Below are 24,062 nucleotides of genomic sequence, written 5' to 3'. Positions count from 1 at the left end.
CCTGCGGTGGTGGATGCGGGACTGTGTCCACGGCCTGTCGGCGCCGGTAGGCCGTAGGAACGGCTGGCAACTGGCCGAGTACGCAGGACATCGTGACTCTGCCGGGCTGCAGCATCTGCTCAACGGTGCCCGCTGGGGACGCCGATGCCGTCCGAGACGACCTGAGAGAGTACGTCGGCCGGGATGCCGAGGCAGCACACGGGGACTTCCAGAAAGATCGACAACTGCCGGATCGGTGGTGTCTTCGCCGCCTACGCCACCATCCCATGGACAGGCCCTGGTCGACCGCGTCCGTCGTCCGCTGATGCTGCCGGCAACGTTGCTGTCAAGCGCCCAGAAGCCCCACCGGAATCGGAACCCGGCGGGGCTTCAAAACTCCCCTCTACCAGAGCAGGAAAAATTTGCGCGACTTATTTCCTAAACATGCACAGCACCTTCAGTGCTTATTGGCCATCATTCCCCGAGATCTCACGGCACTGACCCCTGGAAAATTCATCAGCCAAACACTTTTCAAATGCTTCCTTTTGATTTTCATCCCAGTACTTGACGGAGCGCCATCGCTCCAGATCGTACTCTTCATGCCACTTCCATGAAGATACCAGCGCCCACAGGGCGTTCCATGACACTGCGACCCGCATGCGCACCAATGGTTGTGCTTCATTGCCCCGATCCGAGAAAGGCAGAGAAGTTTGAAGCGTGACCACGAGGTGATGCAGGACACTTCTGACTGTGCGCGCCATTTGCCGCTCGTCAGATCCGCGCTCCGCCTGGGCAAGTCCCGCAGTTCGCGCCATGAGAAACGACTCCAGGCGTGTGACATCACCCAGGGTTATGTCACACCCATAGCGCAGCGGTCGCCCTTGAGCCTCTGAACCTTCCAAGCCCTTCCCCAATCGACCGGGGTGGATCGCTACCTCTCACAAATTGGCTCATCATAGTCGAAGTCGATCTCACCCCACTCAGCATTCTTCCAGATTCGGCTCACATGCGCCCATGGAATTCCGCTTTCGAAGGCTATCTCCGCCTGCTTCACCGACCAGGCCACCCGGCAGAGCTACCCGCGCCCCAGAGATAGCCCTCTTTCACGCGCCTTGAGTTCAGTCCCGTTGATGCCGTCGTTCCTTGCGTAAGCTCTTCGTTCTGTGATCTTCATCCAAGGTCAGTAATCGGCCCGCCGCGGGTCGAGCGCGAGAATCAGGTCACACACGTTCTCGGAAATCCTCTGCCAAGAATCCCCTTCCCCCAGAAAGGCCACGCTTGGATCGACAGAAGATTCCCTGTAATCCAGAACGAAAGGAAGATCTGGTCCAAGGTTCCCGATTATCACGGTCTTCATTCGTGACATATAGCCGGGTGCGGCACACTCCTCGGACGTACCGAAGTAGCACTGCAGAGTTTCTTCATCGAGATCTTCACGCCACCACTTCGTCATTCCGGTCATTCCGGAAATTGAATGGAATCCGGGACGGACGGAGGCCCGACCGAACACTGCCTCAATTCTGGGGGAATTGGCCAGATCCATCCATCTGCAATCTTTGATCGATTCGACCAGACAAGCAGGGAGGGGCATATCGAAAACCAACTCGCAGAATTCTGCGTCACCATTCATCTGGACCTCACCTGCCTGCCAGTTGCACCGGCTATCGCGTCCATGATCGCCTGCCTTCCTTCGAGAGGAGCCATGGAATCGCCATGGTTCCTCCGGTTCACACTTCGAGAGAACCAGGCCACAGATATACCGTCCTCCTCAAAGAAGATGTTGAATGCGACGGTCTCCTTGGAGCCCCTGAAGTGCCAGAAGTTAACTTCCCCATGCCCCCCCCTTGCGACAGGACAGCATTCGGGAATCTCGAAGGATCCTTGTCGTCGACGCTCAGGCGGGCAAAAAACACCCCACCGTTCGGATCGTAGACTCCGCTGTAAACATCCCCCGTTGCAACCTGGGAAAGTTCTGCCGAGTTATCGAACCCGTCCGCATTGGAAATTATGTTCTCGTTGCAGTTGTGAACGAGGACCGGTGTGGCGCCCGCCAGCACATAGTACGTGTGGAGGTCACCGACGGTGAGGTTGTAGACCGTTTCGTCCGGGACGGTGCGGTGTTCGACCGTCGCGATCTGGACGAGCGTGCCCGCGCCCGTGCGCAGCCACTGGCCCGATCGCAGGTCGGTGGCGTCGATCCATTCGCCGAGTTCGGGGACCCAGAAGGGGTGGCCGTCCGTCGCCGTTACCTCGGCGGTTTTCGTGCCCTTCTCGCCGTCCGTGTCGATGACGACCTTGACCAGATGCTTCAGGCCCTGGCCCTTGATCTCGGCCGTGACCGTCTCGACGTGGGTCTCGCCCGTCTTCGGGTCGGTCGCGACGACCTTGTCGCCCGTCCTCACCTGCTCGATCGGCTTCGTGGTGCCGTCGGCCATCAGGACCTTGGTGCCCGCCACGAAGCTGTTGTCGACCTCGCAGGAGCCACCGCCCCCGCCCCCGCCGGCCTTGCCGGAACCGCCGCTGCCGCTGGAACCGCCCTTGGTACGGGAGGAGCCGCCGGAGCTGCCGCCCGGCTTGGAGCCGCCGGCCTTGGAGGCGCCGCCGCCGGATGCCTTGTGGGTGGAGACCTTCGGGGCGGCCTTGGCCTGGGCCTGTTTCTGGACCGCGTTGCCGGTTTTCTTGGCTTGGGCCGCGGCCCGGTCGGCGATTCTCTTCGCCTGTTCGGCCGCCTTTTTCTTGGCTCTCTGGGCGGCTTCCTTCTTCGCCTTCTCGATCGCCGCCTTCTTGGCCCGCAGCGCCGCCGCTTCCGCCGCCTTCGCCGCCTTCAGGACCAGTTCCGCCGCCTTCTTGGCCGTACGGAAGGCCATGACGGCGTTGATGGTGCGGTCGACCGCCTTCAGCACCGAGGGGATCTTGCCCAGTTTGCTCCAGGGGATCGCCCCGATGATCAGGCTGCCGCACGACCACATGTCGCCGCCGAAGCAGGACATCGCGTCGTTGATGCCGATGAAGTCCTTCAGGGTGTCCCACGCTACCGCGAGGATCACCGAGGTGAGGGACTTGCCCATCATGGCCTGGGCCTGGGAGACCTGGGCCGCCGAGAGGCCCGCGCCGGCCAGGGCCGCCGCGCGCTCCGACGCCGTCAGGGAGATGGCCAGGCCCGTCGGGTCGGACATCGTGACGGGGTTGTTGTGGGCGTACGTGTAGCCGTTGGACTGGAGGACGTCGTTCAGGTCCAGGACCGGGTCCGCCGACAGGAAGCGGCCCACCAGCGGGTCGTACAGACGCGCTCCCAGCGGCTGGAAGCCGGAGGAGTCGTCACGGGTCGCGCCCAGGAAGCCCGTGTGCGACTGGAGGTTGGCGCCGACCGTACTGGTGCCGCGCTGGTTGCCGAACGGGTCCTGCTTGCGGATCCGGACCGTGTTCGTGCTGTTCAGCGCGACCTCGGCGTACGTGCTGCCCTGGTGGTCACCCGCCAGCGCGACCAACTGCTCGGCGCCCTCGCCGTTCGCGTACCGCATGACCGCGCCGCCCGGCGCCGCGTAGGTGCGCTGCGTGTGGAGCAGCGCGCCGCCCGCCGCGTCGACCTTCTGGGTGTACGCCTCGCCGTCCGTGTAGCGGGTCGCGGTGTACGGCATGCCCTTGCCGCCGGGCGCCTTGTCGTAGTCGAAGGCGGCCAGCAGCTTGCCGGTGGAGCTGTCAACAACGACGGCATCCCCGATATCTGGGCCCGTTCGGGCGTCGACGGTCAGATGCAGATCTACCACCCGTCGAAGACCAACACGAACGCGCCGGTCAAGGTAGCCCTGGCCAAGGACTGGAGAGCGATGAAGGCCCTCGGCTGACACCGGCGCAGGCACGGGTGGGGCCCTGGCAGCAGGCTGCTGCCAGGGCCCCACCTCACTCGGAGGCCGGCCCCCGATCAGTCGAAAGACCCTAGCCCGCGTCCGCCCCGATGTTCGGTGTGGCGGGAACGGTGGTCCCGTAGTAGTCGATCCCGCCGTTGCCGGACACCGCCGTGCCCGCGCCGATCGCCGGGGAGCCGGGCCTGAGGGTGTACGCCTGCGGGCAGGGCTGCGGTCCGGTGCCCGTGGTCGGCGACCAGGAGCAGGTGCCGCCGGTGCCGGGCGAGGTGAACAAGGGGTCGCCCCACACCGCGCCCGGCTCCAGGCCGGTCGCCTGCCAGGCGGCGAAGTCGGGGTAGGTGGTGCCGCTCCAGCGCCAACCGCCGGTGTTCGTCCCGTAGTACAGGTTGTTCGACAGGGTCATGCCGGTCTGCCCGTACGGGTTGTAGTAGAGCTGGCCGGTCTTGCCGTACGTGCCCTTGTTGGCCATGTGGCAGATGTTGTCCTTGATCTGCGAACCACTGGCCCAGGTCCCGGAGGTGTAGCCGAACATGAAGCACGCGCTGGCGCCCGCCCTCTTGTTCTTGCTCTGGTCCTTGCCCGTGAAGAAGGTGTTGCCGTAGATCGACAGCGCGTTCTTCGGCGCGTTGGGCACGACGTCGAAGAGTCCGCCCTGGGCGTTCGCCCAGTCGTCGTTCTCCGAGATGTTGTAGCGGTAGGTGTTCGGCCCCCACACCCGTGAGCCGACCGTCGAGGTGTAGGCCAGCAGAGCGCTGCCCGCGTTGTCGTGCGTGTAGTTGTACTCCACCACCGAGTTCGTGGTGCCGCCGTCGAGGTCGATCCCGTCCCAGTCGCACCCGGCGGTGTAGTCCGGAACCGGCTGGACCTTGTACACCTCGTTGCGGCGGATGGTCACATCGTTGGAGGTGTACGTCATGATGCCGCTGGCGCCGCCGCACGAGGTCACGTTGGCGCCGATGTCGTGGACCACGTTGTGCTGGATGACCGCGCCGTTCCAGCCGTTCGCGGTCAGCGCGGCCCCCGTGCTCTGCGCCGCCATGCCGAGGTTGTGGACGGTGTTGCCCTCGACCCTGACGTCGGTGATGTTGAGCCCCGCGCCCCACCCGTAGACGCCCGGTCCGGCGTTCGAGGTCACGGAGGCTCCGTGCAGTTCGTTGTCGAGGATCTGCACATCGTCCAGCGGTCCGCTGTTGCCGTTCACCGCGTAGCCGAGCACCATGATCTGCCCGCCGAAGGTGCTGTCGCTGCCGCTCGGCGTGGCGAAGCCGGAGATGTCGGAGCGGGTCACCTTCAGGCCCGTGGCCGCCGTCGGTGACGTCTGGTTCTGCAGGAGCACACCGGCCGCGGTCGTACCGCCGTTGACCAGCTTCAGGTTGTCCAGATGGAAGCCGCTCACGTTGTCTGCGGTGACCGCGGCCGAGTAGTTGCCCGTGCAGCCGGAGCTGAGGGTGGCCCGCCCGGTGCCGTAGGAGGTGACCTTGAAGGGTGTCGCCGCCGAGGCCGCGGGCACGTTGTCCCTGTCGAAGACCAGGCAGCCGGTGAACGTCTGCCCGCCCTGGAAGGAGACGGTGGCGCCCTGCGGGAAGGTGAAGCCGTTGACCTTCCCGGTCGACTTCCATGCCTGGTCGGGCGAGAGACCGGTGTTGCTGTCACTGCCGCCGGGCGACACGTAGTACGTGGTGGTGGCGGCGTGCGCGGTGCCCGTGGCGGCACCCGCCAGGAGCAGGCCCAGCATTCCCTGGGCCACCGCTGCCGCGACGATTCTTGCTCTCATGCTTCTCCCCGCTGCGGGACCGCGACGACGCACGGGCCCGCAGATGACGACTCGTGGTGGAGGCATGCCTCGACGGCACACTGCGGACGGCTGGTCCGGCGTGGCGTCGGGCGAGGTGGATCGAAGAGCGGGTGAGGGGATCTCCTCGGCGCATCGCTCCCTTCGGCGGACGGCTCGCGTCGTCCGGGTCGAGACGGTCCTTCCGGTTCCGGCCGGTTCCCGTGGGGGCCGAGCCGGTGGTCAGGTGATCAGGAGGGTGCGCCGGGTCCGGGTCCGTGAGCTGTCACCGGTGTGGAGGTGGATCTCGCCCGGCTCCACGATGAACTCGCCGGCGGGGTCGTCGCTCCAGTAGCCGATGTCGTCGGCGCCCAGGGTGAAGCGGACCTGTCGCTCCTCCCCCGGCGCCAGCCGGACGCGGCGGAAGCCGCACAGCCGGCGGACCGGCTGGGCGATCGTGGCGGCGGGGTCCTGGAGGTAGAGCTGGACCACCTCGTCGCCCTCGCGCCCGCCGGTGTTGCGGACGGGGACGGTCACCTCCACCGTCGCCCCCGCGCGCAGCTCCGTCACCCCGATCCGCTCGCGGCTCAATCGGGGTTCGTCCAGCGCGAAGGTGGTGTAGCTCAGCCCGTGGCCGAAGACGAACTCGGGACCGGCGTCGAGGTCGAGGTAGCGCGACACGTACTTCGTCCCGGGCGCGGCCGGATCGTACGGGCGGCCGGTCCTCTCGTGGTTGTGGTAGAGCGGGATCTGACCCACCGTGCGGGGGAACGTCACGGGCAGCTTGCCGCCGGGGACGACGGCTCCGGTCAGGACGTCCGCGACGGCGTGGCCGGCCTCGATGCCCGGGTGCCAGGCCATGACGATCGCCGGCACCCGGTCCGCCCAGGTGCCGATCGTGAGCGGGCGTCCGCCGACCAGCACCACCACGCAGGGGGTGCCGGTCCCGGCGACCGCACGGACCAACTGCTCCTGGGCGCCGGGCAGGCCCAGTTCGCTGCGGGCGGCGGCCTCCCCGCTGAGTGCGGGCGGCTCGCCGACCACGAGGACCACGGCGTCGGCGGCCTCGGCGACCGCGACCGCCTCCGCGATGCCGGAGGTGTCGAGCCCCTCCGGGGAGACCCCGGCGGCGTGGCGGATGTCGGTGTCCGGCAGCGCCGCGCGCAGACCGGCGAGTACGGGGACCGCCTCCGGGGCGCCGGGCAGGGTCCAGGTGCCCAGCAGATCACCCGAGTCGGCGAAGGGCCCGACGACCGCCAGCGCACGCGGCCCTGACCTGTCGAGGGGGAGGAGGCCGTCGTCGTTCTTCAGCAGCACCACACACCGCCCGGCGACCTCGCGCGCCGCCGCCCGCGACTCGGCGCTCGGGGCGGTCAGTGCCGCGCTCTCCGCCACGTACGGGCGCTCGAAGAGGCCGAGGCGCAGCTTCAGGCGGAGCACCCGCGCCACGGCGTCGTCCAGCCGCTCCCGCGTCAGCGCCCCGGAGGCGAGCAGGTCGCGGCCGTGGTCGGCGAAGGTGGTGGACACCATTTCCATGTCCACTCCGGCGGTCAGGGAGCGCCGTGCCGCCTCGGCCTCGTGCGCGGCGGCGCCGTGCGCGATCAGTTCCAGGACTCCGGTCCAGTCGCTGACGACGACGCCGTCGAAGCCCCACTCCTCCTTGAGGATGTCGGTGAGGGTGTGCGGGTGGGCGTGGGCCGGGATGCCGCTGATGGTGTTGAACCCGGCCATGACGGTGGCCGCGCCGGCGCCGACGGCGGCCCGGAACGGGGGCAGGTAGAGGTTGCGCAGCCGCTGCTCGGAGACGTCGACGGTGTTGTAGTCGCGGCCGCCCTCGGCGCCGCCGTAGGCCACGAAGTGCTTGGCGCAGGCGGCGATCCGGTCCGGTGCGGTCAGGTCGTCGCCCTGGTAGCCGCGTACCTTGGCCATGGCGTAGGCGGTGGTCAGGTACGGGTCCTCGCCGGTGCTCTCGGCGATCCGGCCCCAGCGGGGTTCGCGGGTGACGTCCATCATCGGGGAGAACGTCCAGTGGACGCCGTTGGAGCGGGCCTCACGTGCGGAGACCTCGGCGTCCTTCGCGGTCACCGCCGGGTCGAACGCGGCGGCCTGGGCGAGCGGGACCGGGAACGTGGTGTGGTAGCCGTGGATCACGTCCAGGCCGAAGACCAGGGGGATGCCCAGGCGGGATTCCTCCACGGCGATGCGCTGCAGCGCGTTGCTCGCCCCGGCGCCGACGACGTTGAGCACCGAGCCGAGCAGGCCCTTGCGCGCGGCGACCTCGGCGGCCCCGGTGTCGCCACCGCCGGGCCCGGTGTCCCAGGCCCAGGCCAACTGCTGGAGTTGGCCGAACTTCTCCTCGACGGTCATCCGGTTCAGGAGTTCCCCGATACGGGACTCGTGGTCATGGCCGGTCATGTTGGTTCCTCTCAGGGCGGCGGCGTCTCAGTAGTGGTGCGGCCGGCTGCGGATCTCCTCCGGCCACGCCAGTGGGATGGCGAGGGTGTGGCTCAGCAGCCGCTGGTAGTCGGCCAGTTGGGTCTGGTCGGAGCGGACCTTGCGCGGTGGCAGGCCCCGGTCGAGACAGAATCCGGCGAGGGCGCCGACCGCCTCGCCGATGGCCCACTCCACGGGGTGCAGCCGGTAGCAGCCGTTGGTGATGTGCGTGGTGCCGATGTTCTTGTTGGCGGGCAGGAGGTTGTCGACGCGTACGGGGATCAGGGCGCCCAGCGGAATCTGGAACGGGTAGGACTCGATGTCGATGTAGGTGCGGCCCGCTGTGCTGGGGTGCAGGTCGATGCGGTACGCGCCGATGCCCACGCTGTCGTGGAACACGGCGCCGCCCGCGCCCGGCGGGCGTGCCTCGACGCCCACATGCTGTTCGACCACGGTGAACTCGGCCCTGATACGGCGCGATTCGCGGATGTACGGCGCCTTGGCCAGGCCGTCCGGTGTGCCGGTGACATCGGGGCGCAGACGCAGGCCCGGCCAACCGGTGCCGCCGTCGGGGCGGGGCGCCTCGGTCTGCAGCCAGTGCAGGAAGGAGAGCGAGAGGTCGCGGCCGGCGTCGAGCGCCTGCTGCCGCTGCTCGGCGTCGACCCCGAGGAGCGGCGTCTCCCAGTAGTCGATCTGCGGCCAGTTGACCACGGTGAGGTCGGAGGCGAAGGCGCCGGGCGTGAACTGTTCGCGGGCCAGGACGCGGCGGAACCGCCACAGGTCGAAGTGGTCGCCCGCCGTTCGGTCGGCGTCCATCAGCGGCCAGGTGCGGTGCTGGAGGGTGATGGGGACGACGTCGGTGAAGGAGAGCTGCGGTCCCGGCCAGAACGGGGCGACTGTGGTGCGCCAGTGGTCGTAGGAGGCGGGCCGGTCGATCACATGGTCCTCGCCGGGCCGGTGCTCCAGGGCGAAGCACCAGGACACGGCCTGCTGGTCGAGGGGGTCGGCGGTCTCGGGCGCGTGCGGCTCCCCGGTCTCGTCGCGGCCCTCCGCGCCGATGACGTGTTCCACACCGGCCAGCTCCAGCAGTTCGCCGAGTTCGGTGGCGTCGGCGACATAGGCGGCGTGGACGGTGATCTCGCGTCCGTCGTGGCGGTCGGTCAGGGTGACCGCCTCGACGCGGTCGCCGTCGGTGTGCGCGGCGACCGGCTCGTACCCGGTCAGGACGGTGATCGCGCCGGAGGACCGCCAGGGGGCGAGCATCTCCTCGATGACGGCCACGGCCACGCGCGGTTCGTGGCACATCCGGCTCACGACACCGAGACCGGGGTCGAACAGCGGGTCCCGCGCGGCATCGGGTGCCAGGGGGTAGTTGCGGCGGTAGTAGTCGCGTACCCGGCGGCGCAGTTCGGCGTAGCCCGGCGGGGCGGAAGGACCCTCGATCCAGGGATGTTCGTCGGGCGGCACGGCCTGTGCGGTGAGCTGTCCGCCGAGCCAGTCGGTGACCTCGGTGAGCACGACGGTCCGGCCGAGCCGGGCGGCGGTGAGCGCGGCGGCCACGCCGCCCAGGCCACCGCCGACGACGAGGACCTCGGTTCGCATTTCTCTCATGGGGGCTGGGGTTCCTTCTGCCAGTTGGGCCGGTTGGGGCGGCCGGAGCGGCCGGACGGTCCTGCCATCGGGTTCGCGGCAGCCGGGACCGGCGGACGGGATCGGCGGACGGCGCGCCACTCGGCCGTGGGGCGCCGTCCGGAGCTCCCGGTGTCGGGCGGTGGCCGGTGTTTCGGGCGGTGTCGGGTGGTACCCGGCGTGCCGCGCGGTGTCCGCGCCTACTCGTTCGCGTCCGCGACGGTGGTGCCGGGTATCAGCGGGCAGGGCACCAGCAGGCTGCCGGTGCGCAGTTCGGGGTCGTCGAGCATGGCCTGCAGCCGGTCCACGGCGAGACGGCCGATCTCCACGCGGGGAATCACCAGGGAGTCCCACTGCCCGGACAGGTCCGCGGGCGCCGCCTCCAGCACGGCGACGGACACGTCGTCGGGGATCTTCCGTCCGCGGGCGCCCAGTTGTTCGCGGAGGGACGTCGCGAGGCCCACGGACTCCACCACGATCGCGGTCACCGCGCCGCCCGCCACCTCGTCGAGCCAGGCTCCGTCGAGGCCCACGGTGCCGTGGAAACCCGGGGAGGTGTCGGTCAGTCCGAGCCGCTCGACGGCGCCGGCGTAGCCGACACGGCGGTCCTCGTACGGTTCCATCTCCTGCCAGTCGCGTACGTAGCCGAGCCGCCGGTGGCCGTGGCGCGCGAGCCGTTCGACGATCCGCGCGCTCGCCGACCGGTAGTCGGGGATGATCTGCGGGATCTCCGCGCCGGGCACCTCACGGCGGCCGATGTGGACGAAGGGGTAGCCCTCGTACCAGAGGCGCACCAGTTCGCCGCGGTCGGTGGCGACGCCGAGCAGGATGCTCCCGTCGGCGAGGTTGAGCCGGTTGGTGCCGTTGTTGTAGATCTTGCGTTCGCCGTCGGTGCCGGACCCGGTCGAGGTGAACAGCACCAGGTCGAAGCCGGTCTCCTCGGCCCGCTCCTCCACCCCGAGCAGGAACTCGAAGTAGAAGTCCTCGCGTGCGCGCGGGAAGACCCGTTCGAAGGTGTGCACGCCCAGCAGGTTGTTGCGCCGCTTGCGCATCGCGCGGGCGGCGGGGTTGGCCACGTAACCCAGCTCGCGCACCGCCTCGAAGATGCGCTGCCGGGTCTCCTCCGGGATCCGTGCGGTCGCCGCGTTGCCACTGACCACCCGGGACACCGCCGACTGGGACACACCGGCCAGCCGCGCCACGTCCGCCTGGCTGGGCGCCTTGTCACGCCGTCGTGCTGTCATGGTGCCCCCTGCAGTGTGTCGCGCCGGGCGGCGGTCGCCGCGGCGTGTGTCGTCCCGGCCAGTTCCCCGGCCCTGCCCTTGACGTGCAGCCAGCACGTCGCCCAGTGCCCGTCGCCCCACTCGGTGCGCGGCGGCGCCTCGCTGCGGCACTCCGGCATCGCGAACGGGCAGCGGGGATGGAATCGGCAGCCGGCCGGCGGGTCGATCAGGCTGGGCGGCTCACCCAGTTCGTCGGCCCCCTCGAAGAGGGTGTCGCGGTCCCCCACTCCGCGCTCGGGGTCCGGGGAGGACTCCACGAGCAGTTTGGTGTACGGATGCCGCGGAGAGGCGATCACCTCCTCCTTGGGGCCCGACTCCACCATCTGCCCGGCGTACATCACGGCGATCTCGTCGCACAGATAGCGGGCGCTGGCGATGTCGTGCGTGACGTACAGCAGCGCGAGACCGTCCTCGGTCCGCAGCCGCTGGAGCAGGTTGAGCATCTCCAGCCGGATCGACACGTCCAGCATGGAGATCGGCTCGTCCCCGAGCAGCACCCGGGGCTCCACGGCGAGCGCGCGGGCGATGACGGCGCGCTGGCGCTGCCCGCCGGACAGCTCGTGCGGGAACTTCGCCGCGAACTCGGCGGCCGGGGTGAGGCTCACCCCTTCCAGCAGCTCCGTGATCCGCCGCTCGCGCAGGGCGGCGTCCAGGTGCGGCTGGTGCAGTCGCAGGGCGCGGTCGAGGTTGTAGTGGATACGGTGCAGCGGGTTCAGCGAGCCGAAGGGGTCCTGGAAGATGAGCTGTACCTCGGAGTGGTAGGCGCGCCGGGCCCGCCGGCCACCGCCCACGGGCTCACCGCGCAGCACGATCTCGCCCCGGGTCGGTTCGTGGAAGCGGGCCAGCATCCGGGCCAGGGTGGTCTTGCCGCTGCCGCTCTCCCCCACCAGGGCGAGGATCTGTCCGGGCTTCAGCCGGACGGTCGCGTCCTCGACGGCGCGGACGACGGAGGTACGGCCGAGCGGGCCGCGTACGGTGAAGTGCTTGGAGACGTCCCGTGCTTCCAGGATGTACTCCGGTTCCTCCGCTGCCGGCGCCTTCTCGCGTGGGACCTTGCTCATCGGACTCCGCCTCCTGTCTCGCCACTGTCGTTCCCGGTCACGGTTACGGCTCTGGGGCCGGGTCCCGTCCCCGTCTCGTTGAGGAGGCAGGCCGCCTCGTGCCCCGGCCGCGGTCCCACCGGCAGCAGGACCGGCAGTCGCTGGTCGCAGCCGTCCGTCCGCCGCGCGCAGCGCGGGTGGAACGGGCAGCCGGGCGGTGGGCGGCGCAGGTCGGGCGGGGTGCCGGGGATACCGCGCAGGGTGCGCAGCGGGGCGTGCAGCGGCGGGAAGGAGTCCCGCAGGCCCTGGGTGTAGGGGTGTTTCGGGGCGCTGTAGAGGGTCGCGGCCTCGCCCACCTCGACGATACGGCCCGCGTACATGATGGCGATACGGTCCGCCAGTTCCAGCAGCAGCGACAGGTCATGGGTGACAAACACTACCGCGAAACCCAACTCCCTTCTCAGCTTGAGCACTTGGGCGAGAATCTGCCGCTGCATCACCACGTCGACCGCCGTTGTCGGCTCGTCCATCACCACCAGTTCGGGGCGGCAGGCCAGAGCCAGGGCGATGGCGGCGCGCTGGCGCATACCGCCGGAGAGCTGGTGCGGGTAGTCGCGGTACCGGTCCGCGGAGATGCCGACCAGGGCGAGCAGTTCCGCGGCCCGTGCCCAGGCGTCCCGTTTGCTCATCGAGCGGTCGCGGGCCCTGAGGACATCGGCGAACTGGGCGCCGATCCGCATCACCGGATTCAGCGCGTCCATCGCGGACTGCAGCACGATGGACAGCGCCGTCCACCGGTAGCGGCGCAGTCGCCGGGTGTCGAGCGCGACGAGGTCGACGGGCGGGCCGCCGTCCCGGCCGTGGAAGAGGATCTGCCCGGCGGTGGTGACGGCGGGCGGGCGCTGGAGCCGGGTCAGGGCGGTGATCAGCGTGGACTTGCCCGATCCCGACTCCCCCGCGACGCCGAGGATCTCACCTCGGCGCAGGGTGAAGGAGACGTCGGTGCAGGCGCGTACGGGGTCGCTCCCGGTGGCGTACTCGACGGTCAGGCCGCGTACGTCGAGGACGGCCTGCCCGGCGGGAGCCTGGGACGGCGTGTGCTGCTCGGCCTGTACGGTCATCAGGATCCACCTCCGGGCGGAACGGTCGGGAAACGCGGCGGCACCGGACGGACGGTCATCACGCCCCACCGCCCGCTCGCGCCGTCCGCCTGGCGCGCCGCGCCGAAACAGGGCGGGCGACCCGCAGCTTGGGGTTGGCGAGTTCGTCGACGCCGAAGTTGACCAGGGCCGCGGCCGTACCGATCAGGGCGATGCACAGGCCGGGCGGGACGAACCACCACCACAGGCCGCGCAGGACGGCGCTCTGCTGCTGCGCCGACTGGATCATCGTGCCCCAACTGATCGCCGAGGAGTCGGAGATGCCGAGGAACGCCAGTCCGGCCTCGGCCATCACCGCGCCGATCATCGCGTGGAGGAACATGGACGCGATGAGGCCGGTCAGATGGGGCAGCACTTCGGCGAAGACCAGTCGGTGGCCTCGTTCGCCGAGCATGCGCATGGCCCGTACGAAGTCGCGGTTGGCGATGCTGAGGGCCTGGGCCCGCAGGGTGCGGGCCCCGCCGGACCAGCCGAAGAAACCGATGATCAGGGCGATGGTGGTGAGTCCGGTGCCCTGCAAGTAGCCGGCCACGATGAGGATGAGCGGCAGCACGGGCAGGACGAGGAAGAGGTTGGTCAGGAAGTTCAGGGCGGCGTCGATCCGGCCGCCGTGGTATCCGGCCGGGACGCCGACCAGGATCGCCATCGCCGTACCGACCACCGCGCCGAGCAGTCCGACGTACATCGAGCCCCGGGCGCCGGCGATGACCTGGGCGAGGACGTCCTGGCCGAACTGGTCGGTGCCCAGCAGGTGGGCGCCGCTGGGCGGCTGGGCGATGACGCTGGTGTCGTTGGCGCGCGGGTCGAGGCCGAGCAGGCTCTGTGCCAGCCAGGGGCCGAACAGGGCCAGCAGGCAGAAGACTGCCAGGATGGCGAGGCCGGTACGGACCTTCCAACTGGCGAGGAATGTGGTGCTCACCGCCCGTCACCCTCCTTCTCTGATGCGCGGGTCGAGCAGGGCGTACACCGAGTCGGCCAGCAGGTTGGCCAGCAGGACGGTCAGCATGATGAGGAAGAAGACCCCTTGCATCACCGGGTAGTCGCGCTGCTGGAGCGAGGTGTAGAGGAGGTAGCCGACGCCCGGGTAGTTGAAGACGACTTCGGTGAGCAGGGCGCCGCCGACGACATGTCCGAGGGCGAGGGCGAAGCCCGTGAAGTTCGGCAGGACGGCGTTGCGGGCCGCGTAGCGGAGCATCACCCTGCTGTGGGACAGGCCCTTGGCCTGGGCGAGCAGGACGTAGTCCTCACGCACGGTGGTCACGGTCATGTTGCGCATGCCGAGCAGCCAGCCGCCGAAGGCGGAGAAGACGATGGTGACGGCGGGAAGCGCCCCGTAGTGCAGCACACTGAGGAGGAAGGCCGGGGAGAAGCCGATCGGGAGGTCGGCGTCGTATCCGCCGGACAGCGGGAACCAGCCCAGCAGGAAGGCGAAGAGCCACAGCCCCAGCAGCGCCATCCAGAAGTACGGGACGGCCGAGACGAAGGTGGTGAGCGGGGTGACCACGGTGTCGAAGCGGCCTCCCGCCTTCCAGCCCGCCACCGCGCCGATGCTGGTGCCGAGGACGAACGCGATCACGGTGGTCGTGCCGACCAGCAGCAGCGTCCAGGGCAGGCCCTGCCACACCAGCTCGCTCACGGGCGTGGGGAAGTTGCTGACCGAGACACCGAGGTCGAAGTGGGCCAACTGGCCCAGGTAGTCGAGGTACTGGCGGCCGAGGTTGGCGTCCGGTTCACCGAAGACCTTCTGGATCGACTCCAGGGCGCTCGGGGACAGTTGCTGGCCGCTGACCCGCTGGAGCTTGTCGACGATCGCGGCGGACGGGTCGCCCGGCATCAGCCGCGGCAGAAAGAAGTTCAAGGTGATGGCCGACCAGGCGGCGGCCAGATAGAAGCCGAGCCGGCCCGCCAGGAACCCCCACCGCCGGGGCGCCCTCGCCGGGCGCGCGGCGGGTACGGCGGGGGCGGTCGCCGCGGTCACTCGGCGGTCCGCTTCAGGTTGAGGAGGGTGAGCGTGGTGTCGGGTCCCAGGCCCGGGAACGGCACCCGGTCGAAGTCCTCGGGGGTGGGCCAGCCGGTCCACTGGCCCGCGTTGACGGCGATGAACCAGTAGCTGTTGTAGATGGGGCTGTACGGCACCTGCTCGGCGACGATCTTCTGCAGCTCGTGCCCGGCGCTCCTGGTCACCGCGGGGTCCTGCGTTCCCAGCAGTGTGCCGATCGCGGCATCCGTGGCCTCGTCCTTCCAACGCCCCATGTTGGTGGCGGCCTTCTCGCCCAGCGGGCGGTAGGCCCGGCTGCTGAGCGCGCTGTAGACGCCGGCGACCCCGGCGCCGCCGGTGGTGCTGATGGTGAGGTCGAAGTCACCGATCTGCTGCTGCTCGAAGAGATTGGCGCCAGGGGCGCCCACCGGTTTCACCTCGACCCCGAGGTGTTTGCGCCAACTGCGGATCATGATGTTGGCGTAGGGGTCCCAGCCGAAGTCCTGGTTGAACGAGAGCTTCGGGGTGTACGAGGTGCCGTCCTTGACCAGCTTGCCGCCCTTGACCTGGAAGCCGCCGAGCGCCAGCTCCTTCGCCGCAGCGGCGGCGTCCACCTGCTGCACCTTGTGCCGGTACGCGGGAAGGATCTCGTCGGCGTAGATCTCGTCGACCAGTCCCGTGGGACCCGCCTCCGTACCGGGACGCTGGAGCGTGGTGACGATGTCCTTGCGCGGAATGGTCATCGCGAGCGCCCGCCGCAGATGGACGTTGTCGAAGGGGGCCTGGGCGGTGTTGAAGAAGAGTGAGTAGGCGCCGCCCGTGGCGTACTTCTGGTAGAGGTGGTGCCGGGGGTTCTTCCCTACGTACTCCTGCTCGGCCCCGTTCCAGGCCACGAGCGCCCAGTCCACGTCCCCGCGGAGCAGTTGGGCCCGTACGGAGTCGCCGCTGGTCGGGATGATCTTGAGCTGCTTCAGTGTGAAGGTGCCGCCCCAGTAGTCGGTGCGGGCGCCGAGCGTGACCTGCTGGGCCGCGAACCGCTCCAGGACGAAGGGTCCGGTGCCCACCGGGTCCGGATTGGTCCAGCTCTTGAGGTCCTTGCCCTCCCAGATGTGCCGCGGCACGACCGGCAGTTGGGGGGAGGCGAGCTGTCCCAGCTCGCTGAAGGCGGGACGCTGCCAGTGCAGGGTGACGGTGGTGGCGTCCTTCTTGGCGACGCGGTCGTAGGTGGTGCCGCCGGTGTTGAAGGCGGGGTCCTTCAGCGGAATGCCCAGCGAGAAGACCACGTCCTCGGCGGTCATGGGCTTGCCGTCCGAGAACGTCACATCGTCGCGGAGCTTCACGGTGAGGGTGGTGCCGGACGCGTCGAACTCCAGGCTCCTGGCCAGCCACGGCTTGATCTTCGCGCCGTCGCTGTAGTCGATCCGCACCAGCGGCTCGTAGATCATCTCGTTGTTGGGGGACCGCTGGGTGGCGGGTCCGAACATGTTGTAGTTGCGGACGAAGGTGGTCCCCCCGTCGGTCTTGCCGAACACGAGCGCCGGTGTGCCCGTTCCTCCCGCGCCGGCTCCGCCGGTACCGGCCGTACAGGCACTCGCTCCGAGGGGGATCGCGAGGGCCGCTGCGGCGCCGCGCGCCAGAAAGGTTCTTCTCGTGGTCATGGCTGACTCCTGGCTCCTCGTAAGGGCTGGTCGGGGCACGGAAGAAGTGCGCATACGTATGACCTGGAGCGCCGGAGACTCCCGCGTCTCCGCTTCTACGTATGACCAGGGAACGTACGGAGGTTGCGAGGGTGCGTCAAGAGTGTGACGGGAAGGTATTTTTCGGCCAGCCTCGTCAGCGGTGAGATCAACAGCAGTCCCGCACGCGGGACTTGTGCGTCCCACCTGGGCCGGAGGTGGGGAACGCCCCGGGAAACCTCCCTCGGGTGGGGGGAGTTCGCGGGTGACGGCCGATGCCGGGTCGTATACCCGTTCGCGTCCGTGGAGTCCCGTGGAGTTCAGGTCGGCGGCGGCCGTGCGAGCGTTCCGGAGTGCCGTCGCCGGCACACGCACACGCATTGACACCCCCACGCGCCCCGCCTAAGTTGAGCGCGCTCGCCGTGGACACCATCGACCGCCGCCCCGTGGGATGTCCCCGCGCCCTCCCGATCGCACCCCCGGCCGCGACAGCTCCGCGCCCCGCCCGGCGCGCCCCGGGTTCGCCGACGCGCGCCCCGTCGGCTCCCACGCCCCTCAGCCCGCTCCCACTCCCCACTCCCACTTCCGCATCCGGCTCGCCGCATCCCGCTCGCCGCATCAGCGCCGACAACTGCCCCGACCGACCCCGTACTTCCAGACCTCGTACGTCTCGACCTCGTACGCATCGACCCCGTACTTCCCGACCTCGTACTTCCCCGCCCCCGCACCTCGCAGCTCAGGACTCAGGAGCTCCGCCATGCCGCGATCCGACCGCCCGCGCCTCGCCTGGGGCCGCGTCCCACGCCCCGCCTACGGCGCCGACTACAACCCCGAGCAGTGGTCCAGGGCGACCTGGAAGGACGATGTCCGTCTGATGCGCGAGGCCGAGGTCAACCTGGTGACCCTCGGGGTCTTCGCCTGGTCCTGGATCGAACCCACGCCGGACGCCTTCGACTTCTCCGGCCTCGACGAGGTCATCGACCTTCTGCACACGTCGGGCATCGCCGTCGACCTGGCCACACCGACCGCCGCGCCCCCGCTCTGGCTCTCCCACGCGTACCCCGGGTCGCTGCCGGTGACGGCCGACGGGCGTACGCTCGCGCCCGGCTCCCGTCAGGCGTACTGCGCGTCGTCACCCGTCTACCGGGAACGCGCGGCGCTGGTCACCCGGCGGCTCGCCGAACGCTACGGGGATCACCCGGCCGTGGTGATGTGGCACATCAACAACGAGTACGCGGGCGGCAACGCCCACTGCTGGTGCGCCACCTCGGCCGACGCGTTCCGCGACTGGCTGCGCACCACGTACGGAGACGATCTGGACGCCCTCAACGACCGTTGGGGCACGGCCCTTTGGGGGATGCGCTACAGCGACTGGGGGCAGGTCATCCCGCCGCGCACCAGTACCAGCAGCCTTCCGCCGGGGCTGTGGCTGGACTTCTACCGCTTCGGCGACTCCGAGCATCTGGCCTGTTTCCGCGCGGAGCGGGACATCGTACGCGCCCACTCCCCCGGCCGCCCCGTCACCACCAACTTCATGACCGGCGCGCTCCGCTGGAGCGACTACTGGCGCTGGGCGCGTGAGGTCGACATCGTCTCGACCGACCACTACCTCATGGCCGAGGACCCCGACCGCGCCGCCGATCTGGCCTTCGCCGCCGATCTCACCCGTGGTCTCGCGGACGGGCAGCCCTGGATCCTCATGGAGCACTCCACCTCCGCGGTGCAGTGGCAGCCTCGTAACGTCGCCAAGACTCCTGGGGAGATGACCCGCAACACGCTGACCCACCTCGCCCGCGGCGCGGACGGCGCCCTGTTCTTCCAGTGGCGCCAGTCCGCCTACGGCCCGGAGAAATGGCACTCGGCCATGGTTCCGCACGGTGGGGAGGACACCAGGATCTGGCGGGAGGCCAAGGCCCTCGGCGCTACCGTGGCCCGCCTCGCCGACCTCGCGGGCAGCACCTGCCCGCCCGCCGACACAGCCATCCTGCTGGACTACGAGGCCATGTGGGCCCTGCAACTGCCCCACCGGCCCAGCGGCGACCTGACCTGCTCCGATGTCGTCCACGACTGGCATCGCGCCCTGTGGAACCTCGGGCTGTCCTGCGACGTGGTACCCGCCCCCGGAGAACACCGCCTCCTGCTGGTGCCCTCGCTCTACGCCCTGTCCACCGACACGGCCAGGGCGCTGGAGGAGTACGCGGCACGCGGCGGCCACCTGGTCGTCGGCCCGTTCAGCGGAGTGGTCGACCCGCATGACCGCGTCCACCCGGGACCGTACCCCGGTGTGCTGCGTGACCTGCTCGGACTGCGGGTCGACGAGTACCTTCCGCTCGCCGCCGGCGCGTCGGTGGGTCTGGACGACGGCACGACCGGCCGCCTGTGGGCCGAGCGGGTCCTGCCCGATCCTGACACCGAGGTGGAGAGCCGGTTCGCCGACGGACCCGCGCGCGGCGGCCCGGCCGTCCTGCGGCACGGCACCACCCGCTACCTGGCCACCCGTCCGGACTCCGACTCCCTCCTGCGGCTCCTTCCCCGGTGGGCCGCGGAGGCGGGCTGCGCCGCTCCGGTCCAGGGGGCCGGCCGCGGAGTGGAGGTCACCCGCCGCACCACCCCCGACGGCATGAGCTGGCTCTTCGCCGTGAACCACACCGCGCATCCCGCACAGGTGGCCGCGACCGGGGTCGATGTCCTCTCGGGCACCCGTTCACCGGGGGCGGTCACCGTCCCGGCGGGCGAGGTCGCCGTCGTGGCCGAGAGCCCCCGGTGACCTCGCCGACCCGCCTGCCCGCACCCGACCGCCCTCCCCGCTCTCCTCACCCGCTCCGCCGGTACTGGGCCAGGATCTCGTCCGGGGTCAGGGCCCGGTCGAGGAACATCAGGTCGTCCATCCGGCAGTCGCAGGAGTTGCCCTCCCTGGTGTTCTGCGGATAGCTGCCGCCGATCTTGATGCCCCGGGGGTCGGTCGGTGACGCGGCGTCGGGCTCCGGTTCGCCCTGCACGGACCAGGGGTCGCCGGTGGCGGTGTAGGAGCCGGGCACCGGGCGGCCGTTGCGGTAGAGCGCCATGGTGCCGTCGTCGTAGTCGAAGGTGGCCGCGAGGAACACCCAGGTCCCCCGGGGCAGCAGCGTCGTCCAGTCGGCGTCGGCGGCGAAGGTCGCCGAACTCCCGCCGTCGAGACGGCGGCCGAGCGCGACCACCTTCATCTCGCCGCCCACCGTGATGAGTTCGAGGAGGGCGCGCACATCGTGCCCCTGGGAGGTGCCGGAGAGGACGCCGGCCAGTCCGATCGCGCCGTAACGGTCGCCGGGGTCGGCGGAGTTCGAGTTGAGGCCCGGGTTCTCGCCGGTCATCTTGAACCAGCCCATGACGGTGGTCTCGCGTACGCCGTTGAACGCGCGCAGGGAGTGCACGCCGTCCTGGGCGTAGACCCCGGCCTTCCAGTCGTCGTTGCCGACGGTGGTGGGCGCGATCTGCCCGGTCCGCAGGACGGGGCCGCGGGCGCGGTCCCATACCCGCATCCGGGTACCGCCGTTGACGAGCCGGAGGTCGGTTCCGGACCGGCCGCGGTCGCGCTCCCAGGCCGGATTCCCGCGTACGGGATGGGCGAAGTCGTAGTACGCGACGAGGTTCGGCCGCAGGCTCGCCGGTACGGGAGCGGAGGCGGCGGCCGCCCGCTCGGCAGGGGCGAGCGTGGCGCCCAGCAGCGCGGCGGCCAGCACCAGCACCCCCGTGGCTCTCAGAACGCCGTTACCGCGCACCGGACACCTTCCAGATCCTGCCGTTGGCCTTCGAGAGGACGTACAACTCACCCGCACGGTCCGTACCGAGGCGGAGGTCGACCCGTTCGTCGCCCGCCAGCGACCGCATCGAGGTCACCGCGCCCTGGGCGTCGAAGACCTGGAGCTGGTGGACGCGTGCGAGCGGTCCACCGCGGCGCATCTCGCGCACCTCGGAGTAGAAGACGCGCCCGCTCACGCCCTCGGAGTAGACGTACTTGCCGTACAGCTCGGGAATCAGCCGTCCGCGGTAGACGAATCCGCCGATGAGCGCGTTCCCGCTGTCGGCGCAGGGGCGGCCCGCCGGCGGGTTGTGGTCGAAGGCCGCCACCGGGTAGGTGTAGCCGTTCCCGGCGTCGTCGGCCGGGAGCGGGAAGACCCCGCAGGTGGGGTTGTCGGCCTTGCGGTAGGCGAAGGGGCCCTCGCGTTCGCTCCAGCCGAAGTTGTCGCCCGCCCTGACCTCGTAGACGGACTCGATCCGGTGCTCGCCGATGTGCCCGACGAACATCTGGTGGCGCCCGCCGGTGTCCCAACTGAAGCGGTGGGGGTCGCGCAGTCCGTACGCGTAGATCTCGCCGAGCCGGCCGGGCTGCCCGACGAACGGGTTCGAGGCCGGGATCCCGTACTTCCCGCCCGGTCCGTCGTGGCCGCGGGGGTCGATCCTGAGCATCTTGCCCTGCGGCGCGGTCAGGTCCTGGGGAACGGTGCCGCCCGCGCCCGCCCCGCCGTCACCCACGGCGACATGGAGAAGGCCGAACTCCTGCTGCCCGGGGCGGGCGTTCGGGTCGAAGCCGATCTCCTGGATGTTGTGGAAGACGTCCTGGAATCCGAGACGCATCACCTCACGCCGGGTCCCGCTGAAGGTGCCGGACGCGGGATCGTCTGCGGTCCACTCGGTGATCACGGAGTGGACGCGCGTGGTGGCGGGCGCCGGCAGATCGACCGGCTTGGTGGTCAGCGCGTCGCGTGCCTCGGTGTGGACGGTGTAGAAGACGCCGTTGCGCGCGAAGCCCGGATGGAAGGCCACGAAGCCGAACCCGCTGCCCAGCCCCCGGTGCGACCAGAAGTCGGGGCCCGCGGCCGCCCCTACGTCGAGGTATTCGCGCGAGGCGCCCGCGCGGTCCAGCAGATAGAGCTTGCCGTTGAGGTCGGGGACGTACAACCGACCCGAGCGGTCCGGGACTTCACCGAGGTAGTTGATACGGGCCCAGCGCTGCAGCCGGGCATCCGTGGGAGGCGGTACCGGCTCCGACTTCGGCAGGGCCGCGAACTCCTTGAGCACCAGACCGTGTTGGGAGACCACGGGGTCCGGCAAGGGGTCGTCGATCGGGGCGCCGTCCTGTGCGAGGGCCGGTGGCGCGAGAAGCGCCATCAGCAGCACACCCGTGGAGATCACCAACCGGCTCCGGCCTGACCTGGGCATTCCGCTCACCTCATCGGTTCGCCGTGCGCAGAGAATGCGTAGAAAGCGCTTCCAGCAGCGCCTGCGCCAAGCTACAAAGCGGGGCAGGGGTGAGACAAGGGGTGCGACACCACGGATGTGATGTACACGCCAATTCCAGCCATCGGCTCCTTCCGCGAGCGAAGCGAGGTCCTAATCCCTGACCTTGAGGAAGCGCATCCGGGTTGCGCCGTTGCTGTCGGTGCCGCCGGCCTCGGCGTCGGAGATCTTGCCGCCGGTGAGGACGAACATCAGGTGCAGGCGGACCGTCCGGGGGCCGGAGGCGACCGCGTACTCGGTCATGATGTGTGTGGTTCCGCCTTGCTGCTCCTGCCTCGCCGCGTTGATCGCCGCGATCTGGGTGAAGCTCGTCAGGAGGGTGTCCGTGGTCTCGTCCCTGAGCCAGCCGATGATGTAGCCGCTGCCGCCGGTGGCGGAGCCGAGCGCGTACCGTACATCGCTGTCGATGTGGTAGACACCGGGTTCCGGGAGCACGATGTCGGACTCGGGGATCGGCACGTCGGTACCGGTCTGCGCCAGGAGGTTGGCGTGCTGCCTCTCGGTGTTGAGGAACCCGCTCACCGGCGTGAGGCGGGCGCCGATCTCCCACTTCTCGGGGCAGCCGGACGTCCCGGTGACGTCGATGTCCACCGACCGTTCGCTGCCGATGTTGCCGCCAGGAGCGATACCCGTCAGGCCGATCCGCGGCACGAGCAGCCCACCGGTCGTGTTCCGTGCGGCATTGCACGGGGACGGGTCCAGAGCAGGCGTGTCGGGCGCGTACAGACACCCGTCGCTGCCCCGGGTGATGGCGTTGCCCCGGTCGGTGGAGAGGCACGGAGGGCGGGCGGTGGCGCATCCGTCCTGGCAGGAGGCGACCGGGACGACCGGCGGGACCGCGGCGTAGGGAGTCGAGGAGCCGTCGAGGGTGTCGGTCGTGCAGGTGACCGCGCCGTCGCAGTTACGACAGGTCGTACGGAGGAACGGTCTGCCGCAACCCGGGGCGGACGCCTGGACGGTGAGGACGAAACTGTCGACGGTCCACTGCTTGGGGCCGACCCGGCAGGCGTCGTCGTTGCCTGTTTCCAGGTTGAGTTCGACGACGATCTTTCCCGCGAGGACGTCCGCGAGGGACACGGTGGTCGGTAGGATGACGCCGTTGTCGTCACCACCCGCCGGCAGGTCGGGTGGGCCCAGGAGATCGGTACGGACCGGGGTCGTGCCGTTCCACAGGGCGAAGCGGCCGTAGAGCTGGCAGGCCGTGTTCCTGCCGTCGTTGTGGACATGGACCGAGGCGCTGACCGTGACGCTGGTGGGGTTGCCGCGCAGTGACGTGGGGTCGATGTGCACGACGCCGGCGAGCCAGGTGTGCTGGCCGTTGTGCGTCCCGTCGTCGGCCGGGAACGTGCCCGTGCCACTGTTCAGGATGGTCTGGGCGACGACGGGGTCCAGTGCGGCATGGGTGTTGGCGATGGTGTAGTACGGCGCCGGATCGGTGCTGCTCACGGTCGCCGCGACCCGGTACGGCGCGGAGTCGCGCAGGGGGGTCGTCTCGCAGTGCTCGCACGGCGTGGAGCCGGGACAGGCGGCGGGAGGACAGGCGACGGGAGGACAGGCGACGGGAGGACAGGCCGGCTTGGAGGGCTGACAGTCGCCGATGGCGATGGGGGACTGCCCGCAACCGCATCCACTCATGGGTCAACTCCTTGTGCGAGGTGGGGTGGTGGCAGTGACGGTGTGCCCCGTGCCGCTGTGGCGCGGTGGCGCGGTGGGGCACGAGAGGGTGGTGCGCCGGCTCGTCGGCCGCGACGGATGAAAGTCGAGAGCGGGCAGGCGCGTTGAGGGATACCGGCGGACCTGAAGCAGGCCCCGCGACCGGGGAGCGGAAGAAGACCGTCCGGCGGAGCGCTCGCCGGGCCGTGGCTGACATGACGTCGATCGTCATCCGGCTACGTGTTCCCGCAGCCGGTCATGTCCTTGGGGTGGGAAAGAGAAGCGGCCGTGTCGGCCCCTCTTCGCGATTCCGCTAC

16 protein-coding genes are annotated in these 24,062 nt (G+C 69.8%); 1 reads left to right on the top strand and 15 read right to left on the bottom strand.

Annotation, left to right across the window (positions count from 1 at the left end; genetic code table 11):
- Positions 1–1,159 precede the first annotated feature (1,159 nt).
- The 12 genes from ACIO3P_RS24305 to ACIO3P_RS24250 form a co-directional block, all read right to left on the bottom strand.
- The gene (locus tag ACIO3P_RS24305) at positions 1,160–1,609 is read right to left on the bottom strand and encodes a hypothetical protein (RefSeq protein ID WP_401852182.1); all 450 of its coding nucleotides are present in this window, start codon (positions 1,607–1,609) and stop codon (positions 1,160–1,162) included.
- 97 nt (positions 1,610–1,706) lie between these two features.
- Positions 1,707–3,746 (bottom strand): polymorphic toxin-type HINT domain-containing protein, encoded by a 2,040-nt coding sequence (locus tag ACIO3P_RS24300; RefSeq protein ID WP_401852181.1) that lies wholly within the window; start codon positions 3,744–3,746, stop codon positions 1,707–1,709.
- A 169-nt stretch (positions 3,747–3,915) separates the two neighbouring features.
- Entirely contained in the window at positions 3,916–5,619 is a 1,704-nt protein-coding gene (locus ACIO3P_RS24295; protein WP_401852179.1) for a right-handed parallel beta-helix repeat-containing protein, read from the bottom strand.
- 240 nt (positions 5,620–5,859) lie between these two features.
- A complete protein-coding gene (locus tag ACIO3P_RS24290; protein WP_401852177.1) occupies positions 5,860–8,031 on the bottom strand; it encodes a glycoside hydrolase family 3 N-terminal domain-containing protein in 2,172 nt (723 codons plus the stop codon).
- A gap of 27 nt (positions 8,032–8,058) precedes the next feature.
- On the bottom strand, positions 8,059–9,651 hold the full coding sequence (locus ACIO3P_RS24285; RefSeq protein ID WP_401852566.1) for an FAD-dependent oxidoreductase: 1,593 nt from the start codon (positions 9,649–9,651) through the stop codon (positions 8,059–8,061).
- Positions 9,652–9,878: 227 nt separating this feature from the next.
- Positions 9,879–10,922 (bottom strand): LacI family DNA-binding transcriptional regulator, encoded by a 1,044-nt coding sequence (locus ACIO3P_RS24280; RefSeq protein ID WP_401852174.1) that lies wholly within the window; start codon positions 10,920–10,922, stop codon positions 9,879–9,881.
- Entirely contained in the window at positions 10,919–12,022 is a 1,104-nt protein-coding gene (locus ACIO3P_RS24275; RefSeq protein WP_401852172.1) for an ABC transporter ATP-binding protein, read from the bottom strand. The genes ACIO3P_RS24280 and ACIO3P_RS24275 overlap by 4 nt, the downstream gene beginning before the upstream one ends.
- On the bottom strand, positions 12,019–13,122 hold the full coding sequence (locus ACIO3P_RS24270; protein ID WP_329825489.1) for an ABC transporter ATP-binding protein: 1,104 nt from the start codon (positions 13,120–13,122) through the stop codon (positions 12,019–12,021). The genes ACIO3P_RS24275 and ACIO3P_RS24270 overlap by 4 nt, the downstream gene beginning before the upstream one ends.
- Positions 13,123–13,180: 58 nt before the next feature.
- Positions 13,181–14,080: an ABC transporter permease gene (locus ACIO3P_RS24265; RefSeq protein WP_329825488.1), complete on the bottom strand. Its 900-nt coding sequence runs from the start codon at positions 14,078–14,080 to the stop codon at positions 13,181–13,183.
- A 6-nt stretch (positions 14,081–14,086) separates the two neighbouring features.
- Positions 14,087–15,070 carry an ABC transporter permease gene (locus ACIO3P_RS24260; protein WP_401852564.1) on the bottom strand — a complete coding sequence of 328 codons (984 nt, stop codon included), beginning with the start codon at positions 15,068–15,070 and terminating at the stop codon, positions 14,087–14,089.
- 65 nt (positions 15,071–15,135) lie between these two features.
- Entirely contained in the window at positions 15,136–16,797 is a 1,662-nt protein-coding gene (locus tag ACIO3P_RS24255; protein ID WP_401852170.1) for an ABC transporter substrate-binding protein, read from the bottom strand.
- A gap of 636 nt (positions 16,798–17,433) precedes the next feature.
- Positions 17,434–17,574, bottom strand: coding sequence for a hypothetical protein (locus tag ACIO3P_RS24250; protein ID WP_401852167.1), 141 nt, complete (start codon positions 17,572–17,574; stop codon positions 17,434–17,436).
- On the opposite strand from ACIO3P_RS24250, the gene ACIO3P_RS24245 reads away from it, so the two are divergent.
- Complete coding sequence (locus ACIO3P_RS24245) at positions 17,573–19,582, top strand: beta-galactosidase (RefSeq protein ID WP_401852165.1); 2,010 nt, start codon at positions 17,573–17,575, stop codon at positions 19,580–19,582. The genes ACIO3P_RS24250 and ACIO3P_RS24245 overlap by 2 nt on opposite strands.
- 46 nt (positions 19,583–19,628) lie before the next feature.
- Here the strand turns inward: ACIO3P_RS24245 and ACIO3P_RS24240 are convergent, their stop codons facing one another.
- The 3 genes from ACIO3P_RS24240 to ACIO3P_RS24230 form a co-directional block, all read right to left on the bottom strand.
- The gene (locus ACIO3P_RS24240) at positions 19,629–20,573 is read right to left on the bottom strand and encodes a LamG-like jellyroll fold domain-containing protein (protein WP_401852164.1); all 945 of its coding nucleotides are present in this window, start codon (positions 20,571–20,573) and stop codon (positions 19,629–19,631) included.
- Positions 20,563–22,014, bottom strand: coding sequence for a PQQ-dependent sugar dehydrogenase (locus ACIO3P_RS24235; protein WP_401852161.1), 1,452 nt, complete (start codon positions 22,012–22,014; stop codon positions 20,563–20,565). The genes ACIO3P_RS24240 and ACIO3P_RS24235 overlap by 11 nt, the downstream gene beginning before the upstream one ends.
- 171 nt (positions 22,015–22,185) lie before the next feature.
- Complete coding sequence (locus ACIO3P_RS24230) at positions 22,186–23,727, bottom strand: hypothetical protein (protein ID WP_401852159.1); 1,542 nt, start codon at positions 23,725–23,727, stop codon at positions 22,186–22,188.
- Between the last annotated feature and the right edge of the window lie 335 nt (positions 23,728–24,062).

Source organism: Streptomyces sp. NPDC087310 (assembly GCF_044744405.1).
In the GTDB taxonomy this organism is placed as follows: Bacteria; Actinomycetota; Actinomycetes; order Streptomycetales; family Streptomycetaceae; genus Streptomyces.
The sequence above is the reverse complement of the archived record's forward strand: the minus strand, read 5'-3'. Positions and strand labels throughout refer to the sequence as shown.